Source organism: Clostridium beijerinckii HUN142 (assembly GCF_000621745.1).
GTDB classification, from domain to species: Bacteria; Bacillota; Clostridia; order Clostridiales; family Clostridiaceae; genus Clostridium; species Clostridium beijerinckii_A.
On record NZ_KK211335.1, the window covers coordinates 141,513 to 158,118 of the forward strand.

The 16,606-nt window shown below is 30.8% G+C and carries 14 protein-coding genes; all 14 read left to right on the forward strand.

The window, feature by feature from the left end; genetic code table 11:
* Window positions 1-43: 43 nt before the first annotated feature.
* The 14 genes from nifJ (at window position 44) to T483_RS0118920 (ending at window position 16,587) form a co-directional block, all read left to right on the forward strand.
* Entirely contained in the window at window positions 44-3,553 is a 3,510-nt protein-coding gene (nifJ, locus tag T483_RS0118855; RefSeq protein WP_026888227.1) for a pyruvate:ferredoxin (flavodoxin) oxidoreductase, read from the forward strand.
* Window positions 3,554-4,050: 497 nt separating this feature from the next.
* Window positions 4,051-4,386, forward strand: coding sequence for a DUF1292 domain-containing protein (locus tag T483_RS0118860; RefSeq protein WP_026888228.1), 336 nt, complete (start codon window positions 4,051-4,053; stop codon window positions 4,384-4,386).
* Window positions 4,387-4,716: 330 nt separating this feature from the next.
* A complete protein-coding gene (locus T483_RS0118865) occupies window positions 4,717-5,910 on the forward strand; it encodes a pyridoxal phosphate-dependent aminotransferase (protein ID WP_026888229.1) in 1,194 nt (397 codons plus the stop codon).
* Between the two features lie 502 nt (window positions 5,911-6,412).
* The gene (locus T483_RS0118870; RefSeq protein ID WP_026888230.1) at window positions 6,413-7,051 is read left to right on the forward strand and encodes an HAD-IB family hydrolase; all 639 of its coding nucleotides are present in this window, start codon (window positions 6,413-6,415) and stop codon (window positions 7,049-7,051) included.
* Window positions 7,052-7,135: 84 nt separating this feature from the next.
* Window positions 7,136-7,870, forward strand: a complete 735-nt coding sequence (locus T483_RS0118875) for an aminotransferase class IV (protein WP_026888231.1) — start codon at window positions 7,136-7,138, stop codon at window positions 7,868-7,870.
* Between the two features lie 118 nt (window positions 7,871-7,988).
* Entirely contained in the window at window positions 7,989-9,938 is a 1,950-nt protein-coding gene (locus tag T483_RS0118880; RefSeq protein WP_026888232.1) for a flagellar assembly protein A, read from the forward strand.
* A gap of 14 nt (window positions 9,939-9,952) precedes the next feature.
* Window positions 9,953-10,402, forward strand: coding sequence for a chemotaxis protein CheW (locus tag T483_RS0118885; protein WP_026888233.1), 450 nt, complete (start codon window positions 9,953-9,955; stop codon window positions 10,400-10,402).
* Between the two features lie 9 nt (window positions 10,403-10,411).
* Complete coding sequence (locus T483_RS0118890) at window positions 10,412-10,900, forward strand: chemotaxis protein CheD (protein ID WP_026888234.1); 489 nt, start codon at window positions 10,412-10,414, stop codon at window positions 10,898-10,900.
* A gap of 23 nt (window positions 10,901-10,923) precedes the next feature.
* Window positions 10,924-12,030, forward strand: a complete 1,107-nt coding sequence (locus T483_RS0118895; RefSeq protein ID WP_026888235.1) for a protein-glutamate methylesterase/protein-glutamine glutaminase — start codon at window positions 10,924-10,926, stop codon at window positions 12,028-12,030.
* Window positions 12,031-12,038: 8 nt separating this feature from the next.
* Window positions 12,039-12,806, forward strand: coding sequence for a CheR family methyltransferase (locus tag T483_RS0118900; RefSeq protein ID WP_026888236.1), 768 nt, complete (start codon window positions 12,039-12,041; stop codon window positions 12,804-12,806).
* A 13-nt stretch (window positions 12,807-12,819) separates the two neighbouring features.
* Window positions 12,820-14,883, forward strand: a complete 2,064-nt coding sequence (locus T483_RS0118905) for a chemotaxis protein CheA (RefSeq protein WP_026888237.1) — start codon at window positions 12,820-12,822, stop codon at window positions 14,881-14,883.
* Window positions 14,884-15,077: 194 nt separating this feature from the next.
* Window positions 15,078-15,680 carry a chemotaxis protein CheC gene (locus T483_RS0118910; protein WP_026888238.1) on the forward strand — a complete coding sequence of 201 codons (603 nt, stop codon included), beginning with the start codon at window positions 15,078-15,080 and terminating at the stop codon, window positions 15,678-15,680.
* A 19-nt stretch (window positions 15,681-15,699) separates the two neighbouring features.
* A complete protein-coding gene (locus tag T483_RS0118915; RefSeq protein ID WP_017211295.1) occupies window positions 15,700-16,059 on the forward strand; it encodes a response regulator in 360 nt (119 codons plus the stop codon).
* 126 nt (window positions 16,060-16,185) lie between these two features.
* Window positions 16,186-16,587, forward strand: a complete 402-nt coding sequence (locus tag T483_RS0118920; RefSeq protein ID WP_026888239.1) for a chemotaxis protein CheW — start codon at window positions 16,186-16,188, stop codon at window positions 16,585-16,587.
* The last annotated feature ends 19 nt before the right edge of the window (window positions 16,588-16,606 follow it).

A 16,606-nucleotide genomic window follows, 5' to 3' on the forward strand; every position in this document is an offset into this window, starting at 1 on the left:
AATTACTAATTTATGTTTAAAATTAGAAAGAGGGGTCAACGCGATGAGAAAAATGAAAACTATGGACGGTAATACTGCAGCAGCTCATATATCTTATGCATTTACAGAAGTTTCTGCAATATTCCCAATTACACCATCATCACCAATGGCAGAACATGTAGATGAATGGGTAGCACAAGGAAGAAAGAACATATTTGGACAACCTGTAAAAGTTATGGAAATGCAATCAGAAGCTGGAGCAGCTGGTGCAGTTCACGGATCTTTACAAGCTGGAGCTTTAACAACAACTTATACAGCTTCACAAGGTTTATTATTAATGATACCAAACATGTACAAAATTTCTGGTGAAATGTTACCAGGAGTATTCCACGTATCAGCTAGAGCATTAGCTACTTCTGCTTTAAACATATTTGGAGATCACCAAGATGTTATGGCAGCAAGACAAACTGGTTTTGCAATGCTTGCAGAAGGATCAGTTCAAGAAGTTATGGATTTAGCAGCGGTTGCTCATTTAACTGCTATTAAAACAAGAATTCCATTCTTAAACTTCTTTGATGGATTCAGAACTTCTCATGAAGTACAAAAAATTGAAGTTTTAGAATATGATGAATTAGCAAACTTACTTGACTGGGATTCAGTTAAAGCTTTCAGAGAAAGAGCATTAAACCCAAATCATCCTGTAACTAGAGGAACTGCTCAAAATGCAGATATCTATTTCCAAGAAAGAGAATCTGTTAATAAATTCTATAATGAATTACCAGAAACAGTTGAAAATTACATGGCTGAAATCACTAAGTTAACTGGTAGAGAATATCATTGTTTCGATTACTATGGAGCACCAGATGCTGATAGAGTAATTATAGCTATGGGTTCTGCTACAGACGTTTGTGAAGAAACTATAGATTACTTAAATGCTAATGGACAAAAAGTTGGTGTTATTAAAGTAAGATTATTCAGACCATTCTCAAATGAAAGATTATTAGCTGCTATTCCAAAGACAGTTAAGAAAATTGCTGTTTTAGATAGAACTAAGGAACCAGGATCAACTGGAGAACCATTATACTTAGATGTAAGAAATGCATTCTATGGACAAGCTGATGCACCAATTATTGTTGGTGGAAGATTCGGTTTAGGTTCAAAAGATCCAAATCCAGGACATATTGCTGCAGTTTACGCTAACTTAGCACAAGCTACACCAAAGAATGGATTCACAATCGGAATCGTTGATGACGTTACAAATACTTCATTAGAAGTAACTGAAGATATAGATGCAACTCCAGAAGGAACTACATCTTGTAAGTTCTGGGGATTAGGATCAGATGGTACTGTTGGAGCAAACAAGAGTGCAATCAAGATTATTGGAGATAATACAGACATGTATGCTCAAGCATATTTCTTCTATGATTCAAAGAAATCAGGAGGAATTACTGTATCTCACTTAAGATTTGGTAAGAAAGCAATTAAGTCACCATACTTAATAAACAAAGCAGACTTTGTTTCATGTTCTAACCAATCATACATTCACAAATACAATGTACTTGAAGGATTAAAACCAGGTTCTACTTTCTTATTAAATACTATCTGGACTCCAGAAGATTTAGAAGAAAAATTACCAGCTGCATATAAGAGATTCTTAGCAAACAACAACATTAAGTTCTACACTATCAATGCTGTAGGTATTGCTCAAGAAATCGGTCTTGGTGGAAGAATCAACATGATAATGCAATCAGCTTTCTTCAAGTTAGCTAACATTATTCCAGTTGAAGATGCTATTAAACACTTAAAAGATTCAGTTGTAACTTCTTATGGTAAGAAGGGTGAAAAAGTTGTTAATATGAACAACGCTGCTATAGACAAGGGCGTTGAATCAATTGTTGCAATAAATATTCCAGAAGCTTGGAAGACAGTTGCAGATGACGAAGTAGAAGAAGTTAAGCATGCTACAAAATTCGTTAAAGATATAGTTATTCCAATGAACAGACAAGAAGGAGATCAACTTCCAGTTTCAGCATTTGCAGGTATGGAAGATGGTACTTTTGAAAATGGTACTGCTGCTTTCGAAAAGAGAGGAATTGCAGTAAATGTTCCTGAATGGGATTCAGAAAAGTGTATCCAATGTAACCAATGTTCAATGGTATGTCCACATGCTTCTATAAGACCATTCTTATTAACTGAAGCAGAAAAAAATGCTGCACCAAGTGCAAATAAAGCTGTGGCTGCAAAAGCATTAAAGACAGAAGAACCATTATTCTATACAATGGGTGTAACACCACTTGATTGTGCAGGTTGTGGAAATTGTGCTCAAATATGTCCAGCACCAGGAAAAGCATTAGTTATGAAGCCACAAGAATCTCAACATGACCAAATAGAAGCTTGGGATTACTTAACTCATGATATATCAGCTAAGAAGAACCCAATGAACAAGAAGACAGTTAAAGGTAGCCAATTTGAGCAACCATTACTTGAGTTCTCAGGAGCTTGTGCAGGTTGTGGAGAAACTCCATATGTTAAAGCTATAACTCAATTAGTTGGTGATAGAATGATGGTTGCTAATGCAACTGGATGTACATCAATTTGGGGAGGATCAGCTCCTTCAACTCCATACACTAAGAATAAAAATGGACATGGTCCAGCTTGGGCTAATTCATTATTCGAAGATAATGCTGAATACGGATTAGGTATGTTCTTAGGAGTTAAGGCTATAAGAGAAAGATTAGCTGAAAAAGCTGAAGCTGCTATAGCTGCAAATGATCCAGCAAAAGCTGAATTACAAGAATGGTTAGATAATATAGATGAAGGTGAAGGAACTAGAGAAAGAGCTGATAAATTAACAGCTGCTTTAGAAGCATCTAACACTGAATTAGCTAAAGAAATATTAGCTGAAAAAGACTACTTCGTTAAGAGATCACAATGGATCTTCGGAGGAGACGGATGGGCTTACGATATCGGATACGGTGGAGTTGACCATGTATTAGCTTCAGGAGAAGATGTAAATATATTAGTAGTAGATACAGAAGTTTACTCAAACACTGGTGGCCAATCATCTAAATCTACTCCAACTGCTGCAATCGCTAAGTTTGCTGCAAGTGGTAAGAAGACTAAGAAGAAAGATCTTGGAATGATGGCTATGAGTTATGGTTATGTATATGTAGCTCAAATTAACATGGGTGCTGATAAGAACCAAGTTATGAAAGCTATTGCAGAAGCTGAAGCTTACAAAGGACCATCATTAATAATAGCTTATGCACCATGTATCAACCATGGATTAAGAATTGGTATGGGTAACAGCCAAGAAGAAGCTAAGAGAGCTAGTGCATGTGGATATTGGCAAACATATAGATTCAACCCAGAATTAAAAGATGCTGGAAAGAATCCATTTACATTAGACTCAAAAGAACCAACTGCAGACTTCAAGGAATTCTTAATGGGAGAAGTAAGATACTCTTCACTTGCTAAGGCATTCCCAGAACAAGCTGATGCTTTATTTGAAAAGACTAAGAAAGATGCTATGGAAAGATTAGAAGGATACAAGAAATTAGCTAATCAACAATAGTAATTAAAATATTGAAATAACTAAATTTGCGCGAAAAGAGGAGTCACTTCTTTGTAGAAATTATTCTATAGGAAGTGGCTCCTTTTTTGATTCTTTAGGAAATTATGATGCAGTTAAATTTGTGAACGAGGTACTTCTTATGTGTAAAAAATCTTCTGCTTCACAGTCGTTTGGGATTTTGTCCTTAGAAAAGCTGAATATATGTGCTACAACAATAAAATCACATTCAAAAAGCGTATATATTAGATACATGATTATCTATAGAATCCAGAAAATTAATTATAGTGTATATAAATATTACATAACATAAATTTCATTTCTATATAAAATGTTTTGTCTTTTATGACCTATAATTTGGATGGAATTTCGAAGAATTGAATTTTTTAAACGTAAATAGCTAATATTTATTGAAATTACGCTACAATTTTTTTATTTAAGGGTTTTAATTTTTATCATTTAAGGGTAAAATTAATTAAGAACCAAAAGGAGGTTGAAACATGGAAAAAGATTTAGAAAAATGTGGATGCAATAGTGAAGAAGGAAATTGTGGATGCGGTGGGCATAACCATGATGAAGGTCATGAATGCGGATGTGGCTGCAATGATGAAGAAAACTTCGTTATAGATTTAGAAGATGAAAATGGAAATGTAGTTACATGCCCTATAATCGATGAATTTGAATGCGAAGGGAAAGCATATTATTTAGCTCAAAATCCAGAAGAAGATTCAGTTTATCTTTTCAGATTAGATGAAGATGAACTTGTTGTTCCGGATGAGGAAGAATTTGATAGAGTATCAGCTTATTATCAAAACGAGTTAGTAGGCGAAGAATAAAAAATAAAAGGCTTTAGTAATTTATTACTAAGGTCTTTTATTTAATGTGTCTTAGGGACATTAAATAAAATAACAAGTGAATCTGCCAAGCCTATTTTCCATCATATCGGAAGGTCGACTCGCTATGAGAACAATCTGCTTCATTGTCTGATGAAAAATAATCATTGCATTTTTTGACTTGTTATTTTCATTCATGTCCATTAAATATTCCATATTGTTTACAATTCAATATATTAATGATATATTTTTATTATGTGACAAAAGAATATACAAATGAATTAGAACATTTTTCACGATTCATTTTAAGGTCAAAATTGGAGGGAAAAAGCAATGCAATTATCTAAAAAAGCGGGGAATATCACACCATCAATTACATTAGCAATTACAGCTAAAGCTAATGAACTAAAAAGTCAAGGCGTTGATGTAGTAAGTTTTGGAGCAGGGGAACCAGATTTTAATACACCAGAAAACATAATTCAAGCAGCTATAAAAGCGATGTATGATGGGAAAACTAAATACACTCCAGCAGGAGGTTTGTTAGAATTAAAAACTACTATATGTAGTAAGTTTAAGAAAGATAATAACTTAGATTATAAGCCAAATCAAATAATAATTTCTACAGGTGCAAAGCAATGTCTTGCAAATGTATTTATGGCAACTTTGAATCCGGGGGATGAAGTGTTAATTCCTGTACCATATTGGGTTAGTTACCCTGAATTAGTGAAGTTAGCTGATGGAGTTCCGGTATTTGTTGAAACATTAAAGGAGAATAATTATAAATATACAGTTGCTGATTTAGAAAAGGCTTTAACTAGTAAAACTAAAGCACTTTTATTAAATAGCCCTAATAATCCGACAGGAACAATTTATCACGAAGAGGAATTGTTGGAAATTGCTAGTTTTGCAAAAGAACATGATTTGCTAATCATATCAGATGAAATTTATGAGAAGTTAATATATGATGGGGAAAAACACATAAGTATAGCAGCATTAAATGAGGATGCATATGAAAGAACTATAGTAATAAACGGTGTTTCAAAAACATATGCAATGACTGGGTGGAGATTAGGATATGCAGCAGCAAGTGAAAGTATAACTAAACTTATGACAAGCATTCAAAGTCATATGACATCTAATGTTAATACAATAGCTCAATATGCTGCAATAGAAGCATTAAACGGACCAATAGAAGATTTAAATAATATGATTAAAGAATTTGAAAATAGAAGAAATTTCATGATATATAAATTGGAAAAATTAAATGAAATATCAATTATAAAACCTAATGGTGCCTTTTATATAATGGTTAATATATCTTCGTACTTAAACACTACATTTAAGGATCAAACTATTAATAACTCTGTAGATTTTGCAAAAGTATTGTTAGAAGAAGAGAAAGTTGCTGTAATACCAGGCGCTGGGTTCGGTTTAGATGATTATATAAGATTATCATATGCGACATCTATGGATATAATAGAGACTGGAATAGATAGAATTTCAACATTCTTAAGTAAAATTAAATAATGAATTGCTTTACTGATATGTATATCAGTTGAAGTTAGGTGAATACTTATTTCAATGAGCTGTAAAATTTCACTGGAAAGCACTAAATGGCAGGTTGTCACCATTTATGAATATTCCCAATATTTATTGTGACAAGTAAAATGTAATGATCTGTTATTAAGTGTTTTCAACAGTTCATATTAAAATATTACTCTAAAAATATGTATATAATTTTTATTCTATATTAATACTAAACAATAGAAAATATTGAATCCATTATTTCATTAGAAGAAATTTTATGCAGAAGATATAATATCATTTAATTATATATATTGCAATAATAAAGTTAAATTTAGAACTCTAGTAAACCAATTATTCAATTAAAGCTAGAATGTAGAAACTTAATTGCAATGTATAATATGCGAATAATATTTAGTTCTAAGCACTTAATAATTTAAGATAAAAGTTAAATAATATATTTAAGTGTTAAGAATTAAATATTAAAAAGGTAGGTATTTGTGTTTTGAAGAAACTTGCTATATTTGACATAGATTATACCATTACTAAAAAAGAGACTCTAATGGAATTGTTTAAGTATGTAATTAAGAAAGACATAAAGAATCTTAGATTCGTACCAAGAGCAGCATACTGTGGAATTATGTATGCAATTGGAATGTATGATGAGAGAAAAGTGAAAGAGGCATTTTTAAAGTTTATAGATGGAATAAAAGAAGAGGAGTTAGCAGAACTTGTTAAAAGGTTCTATGATGACAAGCTAAAAACGATTTTATATGAAGATGCATTGAAAATGATGAAAAAGCTTAAAAATGAAGGTTATGATATATATTTGATTTCGGCTTCTCCTGAGTTTTATGTTAATGAATTTTATAATATAAAAGAAGTTGATAGAGTAATTGGAACTAAATTTACTTTTGAAAATGGAACTTTTGTAAGAAAGATGGTGGGAAATAATTGTAAGGGAGAAGAGAAGGTTAGAAGATTAAAAGAAATTATTGAACGTGAAAAAATTGAAGTGGATTTTAAGGAGTCATATATGTTTTCTGATTCTTTATCAGATAAACCACTACTAGATTTAGTAGGTAAGCCTTATTTAATAAATTATAAAAAAAATCATAATATAGAAATATTAAGATGGAAATAAAATATAAATTAAAGTGTTAGTCTTATAAAGAAATGAAATTAGGTTATATATAGTTTTTATAAAGTTAGAAAGGAATGGCGAGCCATGGGAGATAAAATAATTTATGAAGTTTTAAGAGTAATAGATAGAAAGCCAATTTTTCTAGAAAGTCATTTAAAAAGAATGAAAAATTCGTTTGATTTAATAAATGAAGAATTTCCGCTAAGTTACGATAATATAAGTAAGGAAATTGATGAGTTGATAAAAAATGAAAATAAATCTGACGGAAATATAAAAATAACATTTGGAATTAATGAAAAAAAGCTAAGAGTATTTTTTATTGAACATTCATATCCATCTGATGAAATGTATATAAATGGTGTTGATACCATACTTTATTTTGGAGAAAGAGAAAATCCTAATGCAAAAATAATAAATGATACCTTTAGAGAAAAGGTTAATAAAGAGATAAAAGATAAAAATGCGTATGAGGCCATCTTGGTTGATTCAAACGGATATATAACGGAAGGCAGTAGATCAAATATTTTCATTGTTAAAGGAAATAAACTTTTGACATCACCTGTAAAAGCTGTATTACCAGGTGTGACTAGAGGAGAAATAATAGATATTGCCAATAAAGTTGGAATTGAAGTTAATGAAGTAGAGTATAAATATTCAGATATTGATAAATTAGATGGTATGTTTATTTCGGGAACATCTCCTAAAATATTACCAATAAAAACAGTAGATAGAATAAGTTTTAATGTAGATAATAACATAATTAGAAAATTGATGAAAGAATATGATAGTGAGATAGAAAAGTATATAAAAAATCATTAAAATTAAGTTAATTTGTATTTTCATGTAAAATAATATAGATTAATAGAAATAATGGATATAAAATTAAAATGGGCTGTGGTATACTTAAATAAAGGAGTATATTTAGGGGGAGATATTTATGGAATTGAAGTTTTCTGGAACATCCTTAGATGAATGTCTTGAAAAAGCATCTTCTGAATTAAATATTTCGAAAGAAGCTTTAAAATATAGAGTTATTAAGGAAGAAAAGAAATTTTTTAGAAAAAAAGTAGAAATAGAAATAATAGAAGTTGACGAAAATAAAATCAGCATCGAGGAAAAAGAAATAATTGAAGAACTACCAGAAGCTAAAGAAGAATTTGGAGCTAAGATTGAGAATGGGAAAATAATAATAACAGAATCTAAGAATAAAGACGAAATTATTACTATAAAAACTTGTCCAGATGTAATTTTGATTATTAATGGACAGAAATGTGATGGTATAACTCCTGTAACGTCACGAGATAAAATTGAATATAAATTTGAAGAGTCTGAACCGGTAAGAAATATCAATATATCGATTACAGATGATAAAATGGAAGCATATGTTGATATCAAATCAACCCCATCTCATGTATACGAATTAGTTGATCAAGAATATCAAAAAAACTTGACAATTAAAAAGAAGAATGCTGATAATAAATATCCACCAAAATATACAGTAAAAGAATTAGAAGATTTATTAAAGAATAATAGAATTAAATATGGAATTATTAAAAAAGAACTTGAAGCTATATGCAATGAGCATAATATAGAAAAGAAATTAGTTGCCAAAGGAGTACCAGCTGTAGATGATATTCCGGATGAGATTCAAGTTTTATTTCACGATTCGGAAGAATTAATTCATTATAAAGATTCAGAAGAAAGAGTTGATTATAGAAATAGATTTCTAATTGCAAATGTTAAAGTTGGAGAGGTTATAGGTAGAATAGTACCTGGTAAGCCAGGGAATGATGGACAAGATATCTTTGGCACTACTGTTAAAAGAAAAACTTTTAAAAAGGTAGGAGTAAAGATTGGAGAAGGGTGTAAACTTGAAAATAACAGTATTATAGCAACATCTGAAGGTAAACCTGCTTATAAAGCTAATACATTTGTAGTGAACAAACTATACAAGGTAGATGAAGTAGATCTAAAAAGCGGAAACATAGATTTTGTTGGAAATGTTGAAGTTGTCGGCAATGTTTTAGAAGCTATGGAAGTTAAGGCAGGGAATGAGCTTCATGTTGGCAAAAATGTAGAATCTGCAATATTGAGATCTTCAGGAGAAATTTTTATAGGTGGAAATATATTGAATTCAACAGTAACAGCTGGATCTGAAAATGTTGAAAAAAAGCAGTATTTAGAAAGTTTGAAGAGCTTATCTAATATTATTAATGACTTAGTTAATTCAACAAAACAAGTAAAAGAACATAACTTACTAGGTTCAAAGAAAGATGGAGAAATAATTAAAATATTAATAGAGAATAAGTTCAAATCATTACCTAAAATATGTAGAAATATTTTGAATTACAACATGTCCGAAGGAATTCAACATAATGATGTTACTACATTTATAATAAATAAACTATTAGGGCTTGGGCCACTTAAAATAAATAATATTAATGAATTTGACATTTTTAAGGAATTGTTAGATGAAGAAATTTGCGAAATAGAGGATTTAATAGTGATTCCTACAAATGTTCATTTAGCATATGCTCAGGGATCAACAATAGAAGCATCAGGAAGTGTTTTCATAACAGGTAAAGGACAGTATACATGCAACATAATAGCTTTAGAAAATATAGAGTTTACTAGTGAAAAAGCTGTTTGTAGAGGTGGTACACTTTCAGCTGGATCTGAAATAAAACTAAAGACAGTGGGAAGTGTAGCAGGAGTTAGTACTGTTTTAAAAGTCTCTAAAAAAGGAAGAATTACAGCTGACATAGCTTATAACAATACTATTTTTTGCTTTGGAGAAAAACAAATTATGTTAGAAGTTTCTTCTAAAAATGTAGAGGCATATATAGATAAAACTGGAGAAATAACAATTGATAAATTTATACTATAGGAGGGTTCAAAATAATGTCAAGTAATGAAGTGAAAATTTTGATATTTGGATTAAATGGAGAACATTACGCAACGGATATAAAAGAAGTTGAGAGAATTTTAGGGTATGAGGAACCAACTATTCTTCCTGATTCACCTAGTTTTGTAAAGGGAGTAATAAATTATGAACAAAGTATACTTCCAATAATTAGTTTGTCAAAAAAGTTTAACTTTGGAGAAGACAAAGAAAATGATAATAGAAAAATAATAGTTGTAAAAAGAGCCGAAAATAAATTTGGAATTATTGTGGAAAATGTTTACGAAGTGCGAGATGTTAATAGTGATTTAATGGAAGAGGCGCCTCCTATAACAGCAACAATAGACAAAAGATATATAGCTGGTCTAATAAAATTAGAAGATAAGATAGTTATTTTATTGGACTTAGAAAAGATACTGTCTTCAGAGGATGAAGAAAAAATCTTTTAGGGGGTAAAGATGGTAAGTGCAGAAGTAAAAGTTGGAATAGCTGATCTGAATTTAGTGATAGATCCAGGAACAATAATGACAATTGGCTTAGGATCATGTATAGGAATTGCTTTATATGATAAGGCAGTTAAGGTGGCGGGATTAGCACATATAATGCTTCCTGATAGTACACAATTTAAGAGCAGTGCAAACCCCATGAAATTTGCAGATTTAGCTATTCCAATATTAATTGATAAAATGGAAAAGCAAGGGTGTAAAAAGAGAAATATAGTAGCTAAAATAGCTGGAGGAGCTTCAATGTTTAATTTTTCTGATAAGAGTATAATAAGCGATATTGGAAAAAGAAATAGTGATGCGGTAAAGAAAAGACTAAAAGAAGAAAGTATTCCTTTAATAGCTGAAGAGATAGGTGGAAATAAGGGTAGAACTATGATACTTTATGCTAGCGATGGAAAAGTAATACTTAAAGTTGTAGGACATGGAATTGTAGAATTGTAGAATAAAAAGAGAGGTGTGATTAGGTGGGTAAGATAAAGATTATTGTTGTTGATGATTCAGCTTTTATGAGAAAAGCTATATCAGATATGATAGAATCAGAAAGTAATTTTGAAGTTGTGGCTAAATTAAGGGATGGAAGAGAATTAGTTGAGAAGGTAGATGAGTACAATCCAGACCTTATCACATTAGATGTACATATGAGGGATTTAGACGGGCTTGCAACTCTTAAAGAATTAAAAAGACTTGGAAAAAGTTATCCTGTACTAATGCTTAGCAGTTCAACGACAGAAGGATCGGAATTAACTTTAGAATGTTTAGATAATGGAGCTGTTAGTTTTATAACTAAGCCATCAGGAAGTATTTCATTGGATATAGCAAAAGTTAAAAATAACTTAATAGAACAAATAAAAAGTATAACTAGTAATATTAATTCTAGAAAGAAGTTAACAAGCTTAGAAATTAATAAAAATAACACAATGACCAATAATGAGGCGTTTTTAAATAATTTAAATGCAATAAAAGAAAAAAATATACATAGAGTAAGCGCTGTACCTAAAAATAAAAAGATAGATGCAGTTGTTATTGGAGCATCTACTGGAGGACCTAAGGCTCTTCAGGAAGTATTAACTAAATTGCCTGAGAACTTAGGTGTTCCAGTTTTTGTAGTTCAGCATATGCCAGAAGGGTTTACAAAAGTATTTTCTGAAAGATTAGATAAAGCTTGCAAGATGAAAGTGCTTGAAGCAGCAGAAGGAATGAGAATTAGCAATGATACTATATATATTGCTAAGGGCGGTCAACATATGACTGTAGGCTCAAATAATTTAATACACCTAAATGAAGAACCACCTATATGGGGTGTAAGGCCAGCCGTTGATAAGCTATTTAACTCTGCTATAAAAGTTTACAGGGGAAATTTAATATCTGTAATTCTTACAGGAATGGGCAGAGATGGTGCTGATGGTACTGCTAATATAAAAGATAGTGGTGGTATAACAATTTCAGAGGATAAATCTACATGTACGATTTATGGCATGCCAAAGGCTGCATTTGAAACTGGAAAAGTAGATTTAGTAGTTCCGCTTGATGAGATAGCTGAAAATATAGTAAAAATAATTAAACACTTATAGGAGGAAGTATGGATTTTAATGAATTTCATAAATGGGTTCATAAAGAGTTGGGGATAAATCTGTCAGCATATAAGCCAGAACAACTCAATAGAAGAATAAACAGCTTAATGACAAGAGTTGGCATAAAAACACTAGATGAATATTCCAAGTCTATAAAAAGTAATTCAGAGCAGAGACAAAAGTTTTTGGATTTTATAACAATAAATGTAACAGAATTTTTTAGAAATCCAGAATTATTTACTGATCTAGAAAAACAAATTGCAAAAGATTTACTACCAAGTAATCCTAGTCTAAAAATTTGGAGTGCAGCTTGTTCAATAGGCTGTGAGCCATATTCATTAGGAATGATATTAGATAAGTTAGCGCCAAATGGAAGACATAATATAATAGCTACAGATATAGATGATACTATACTTTCTAGGGCAAAGCTTGGGGAATATACTCAAAATGAAATGAAAGGTGTAAATAATGCAGATTTAAGTAAATATTTTAAAGTAAAGGACGATAAGTATTATGTAGAGTCTAAAATTAAGAATATGGTTACTTTTAAAAAACATGATTTAATTTTAGATAGATATGATACTGGCTTTGATTTAATTGTGTGTAGAAATGTAGTTATTTATTTTAATAATGATGTTAAACAGGAAATTTATAAAAAATTTAGTAACTCATTAAAAAAAGGTGGGCTTTTATTTGTAGGGGCTACAGAGAGCATTTATAATTATAGAGACTATGGATTTGAAAAAGCATCAACCTTTATTTATAAAAAGATATAGAGGAGGAGTAAGGATGGATACATCTCAATATATGTCAATGTTTTTAGAGGAGTCATTAGAAAATTTACAAACATTGAATGAATCACTATTAGATTTAGAACAAAATCCAGATGATACAGATAAGGTTAATGAAATATTTAGAGTTGCTCATACAATTAAGGGAATGGCAGCGACTATGGGATTTACTGATTTGGCAGAACTTACCCATAAGATGGAAGACGTATTAGCTGAATTCAGAGAAGGAAAGTTAAAAGTAACTCAGGATGTAGTAACAGTACTATTTGATTGTCTTGATACATTAGAAAAGATGGTTGATAATGTTCAAGAAGGTTCTGAAGAAAAAATAGATATAGATGGGATAATGAAGGCTTTAGCCTATATAAAAGAAAATGGAAATAAGAGTGCTGCACAAGAAGAAGCACAAGCTAGTGAAGTTAAATCAGAAAAAGAAAGTAAGCATGCATTAGGCGATGAGTTTGATTTAGATTTAAACCAATATGATACATCTGTTATTAGACAAGCTAGAGAAAAAGGATTTAACTCTATTGAACTAAAAGTAACATTGAGTGAAAATACTTTATTAAAATCAGCAAGAGCGTTTTTAATTGTTAAAGACCTTGAAGATCATGGGGAGATATTAAAATCAGACCCATCAACTCAAGAAATTGAAAATGAAGAGTTTGATTTTGAATTAAAATTTATCCTAGTAACCAAAAACACTGTAGATGAAATATTAACTGTTGTAAATGGGATTTCAGAAGTTGCAAAAGTTGAAGCTTCTTTAATAGAATTAGAAAGTTCAGATATAGCTCCAAAAGAAGCAGAAGTAAAAGAAGTGCCACAACTACCAGTTATAGAAAAAGCTGCGGTAGAAAAGCCGGCTGAAGCAAAAGTTGAGATAATTCAACCAGTTGCTAAAAAGCCTGCTCAAAAGAAAGAAGTTAAGAAAGCGCATCAATCAGTAAGAGTTGATCTAGAAAGAATAGATAATTTAATGAATATGGTTTCTGAGCTTGTAATTTACAGAACACGATTAGAACAAATCGTAAATGTTCATAAGTCGCAAGAATTAAATGAAACATTGGAACAAGTTGGAAGAACAACATCTGATCTTCAAGACTTAGTTATGAAAATTAGAATGCTTCCATTAGACACAGTATTCAATAGATTCCCAAGAATGATAAGAGATATATCAGTAGAACTAAATAAGGAAATTAACTTTATTATAGAAGGTGCTGATACAGAACTTGATAGAACTGTTATTGATGAAATAGGTGAACCATTAATACATTTATTAAGAAACGCAGCGGATCATGGTGTAGAATCTGTTGAAAAGAGAGTTGCACAAGGTAAGTCTCCAGTTGGAACAGTCAAGTTGGTTGCTTATCAAGAAGGTACTAAAGCATTAATAAAAGTAATTGATGATGGTGCAGGAATAAATCTTGAAAGAGTAAAAGCTAAAGCAGAGCAAAGAGGAATAAACACAGAAGGAATGTCAGATAGTGATATTAAGAACTTGATTTTTGCTCAAGGATTTAGTACTAATGAAGTTGTAACAGATATCTCAGGAAGAGGAGTTGGAATGGATGTTGTTAAGACAAAAATTGCAGCACTCGGTGGTACTGTAGACTTACTAAGTGAAGAAGGAAAAGGTTCAACTTTTGTAATTAAGCTTCCACTTACATTACAAATAATACAAGCTTTACTTGTAAAAATAGGAGAAGAAACATTAGCAATATCATTAGGCTTTATTGATAGAGTAATTGACTATAAAGAAGAAAATATAAAGAAAAGTAATGGAAAAGAAGTTATTATTTATAGAGAAAATGTAATTCCATTAGTAAGATTAAATGAAACTTTAGATATAGAGGCTAGTAATACTGATAAGAAATTTGTTATAATAGTTAATGTAGGTGATAAAACTATAGGTTTATTAGTCGATTCATTACTTGGGCAACAAGAAATAGTTATAAAACCACTCGGAAAAACATTAAAGAATTTAGATCAGTATATTGGTGCAACTATACTTGGTAATGGTTTAGTAACGCTGATACTAGATGTAGGGGCATTATTATAAAGTGAAATTTTTAAGTAAGATTTTTAAATCTAATTAAAATTAGTTTGACTTATAATTCCGTAAAAGTGAGCAAAAGGCTAAAGGTTTGGAGTGGACAAGATATATTATTATTGGTATGTTATAACAGCAATAATAATATATAAATGTGAGATGATTGGCCCTTTAGGGTGAGAAATTTTAAAGGAGGGTTATAAGTGGAGTATTCTAATTTAAGCACTTTGCAATTAGATGCACTTAAAGAAGTTTCTAACATAGGTGCAGGTAATGCAGCAACTGCTCTTTCTATGATGATGGGAAAAAAAGTAGATATGACAGTACCAGCAGTAAATGTAGTAAAACTAGAAGAAGTATTTCAAGAAAGTGGAGAATGTGCTGTAGCTGGAACAGTTGTAAGAGTGCTGGGCGATATTTCGGGAAATATGCTTTTGGTGTTCGACCAGGAAACAGCTGAAAATGTAATAAAAAAATTAGTTGGAAGCAAGCAGTCTCCAGAAAGTGAAATGGGAAGTTCTGTATTATGCGAGATAGCGAATATAATATCAGCATCATATATGAATGCTATTGCACAATTAACTAATCTTGTTATGGCACCATCAGTGCCTGCAACTTCATTTGATATGTTAGGTGCAATACTCACAACTACATTTATTGAGTCCAATCAATATGATGAATATATACTAGATATTGAAACTGTATTCTTAGACAGTGATACAGAAGAGAATATAGGTGGACATTTTTATTATATCCCTATGCCGGGTTCGTTAGAGAAAATATTGAAATCTATAGGAATAAATTAAATTTTGGAGGTAAAATTATATGGCTAGAGTTTTAATTGTAGATGACGCAGCATTTATGAGAATGATGATAAAGGATATTTTAGAAAAAAATGATTTTGAAATAGTAGGGGAAGCAAATAACGGAATAGTTGCAGTGGACCTTTATAAGAAAGAAAAACCAGATGTAGTAACAATGGATATAACTATGCCAGATATGGATGGAATTGAAGCAGTTAAACAAATAAAAGCATTCGATCCAGATGCTAAAGTAATAATGTGTTCAGCTATGGGACAACAATCGATGGTTATGGATGCAATAAGAGCTGGAGCAAAAGACTTTATAGTAAAGCCATTCCAAGCGGATAGAGTTTTAGAAGCTATAAAGAAAGTTGTAGGTTAAATATAAAAGCAACAAGAAATGAATTTTAGCAGGCTATAAATAAATCTTTGCAAATTTTAAGGAATTTTAAATTTAAGTGTCAATTATCAATGGTTGATTGTATATTATTGTAGAGGAGGAGTATGAATGCAAATAGTAGTATTCAAACTAGGAGAAGAACATTTTGCAGTAGAAACAGATAGAGTCCAAAGTATTAACGATACTATGGGGATTACAAAAGTTCCTAAGGCTCCGAGTTATATTAAAGGGTTGATAAATTTACGTGGGAGTATTAAATCTCTTGTTGACATAAATTTGTTACTTGATGTAACTCCTGGAAAAGAGCAAAATAATATAATTATTTTAACAGTTGAAGATGAAGAAATAGGAATATCAGTGGATGAGGTTGAAGAAGTTTTAGATATAGATGAAAGAAATATACAGAAAATAGAGAAAGATGCAGGTAAAGCACAACCTTATATTAAAGGTATATTAAATTATGATGAAAAACTTCTTACAATAATAGATATCGACAAATTATTAAATTAGTTTATTGAAATGAGGGAAA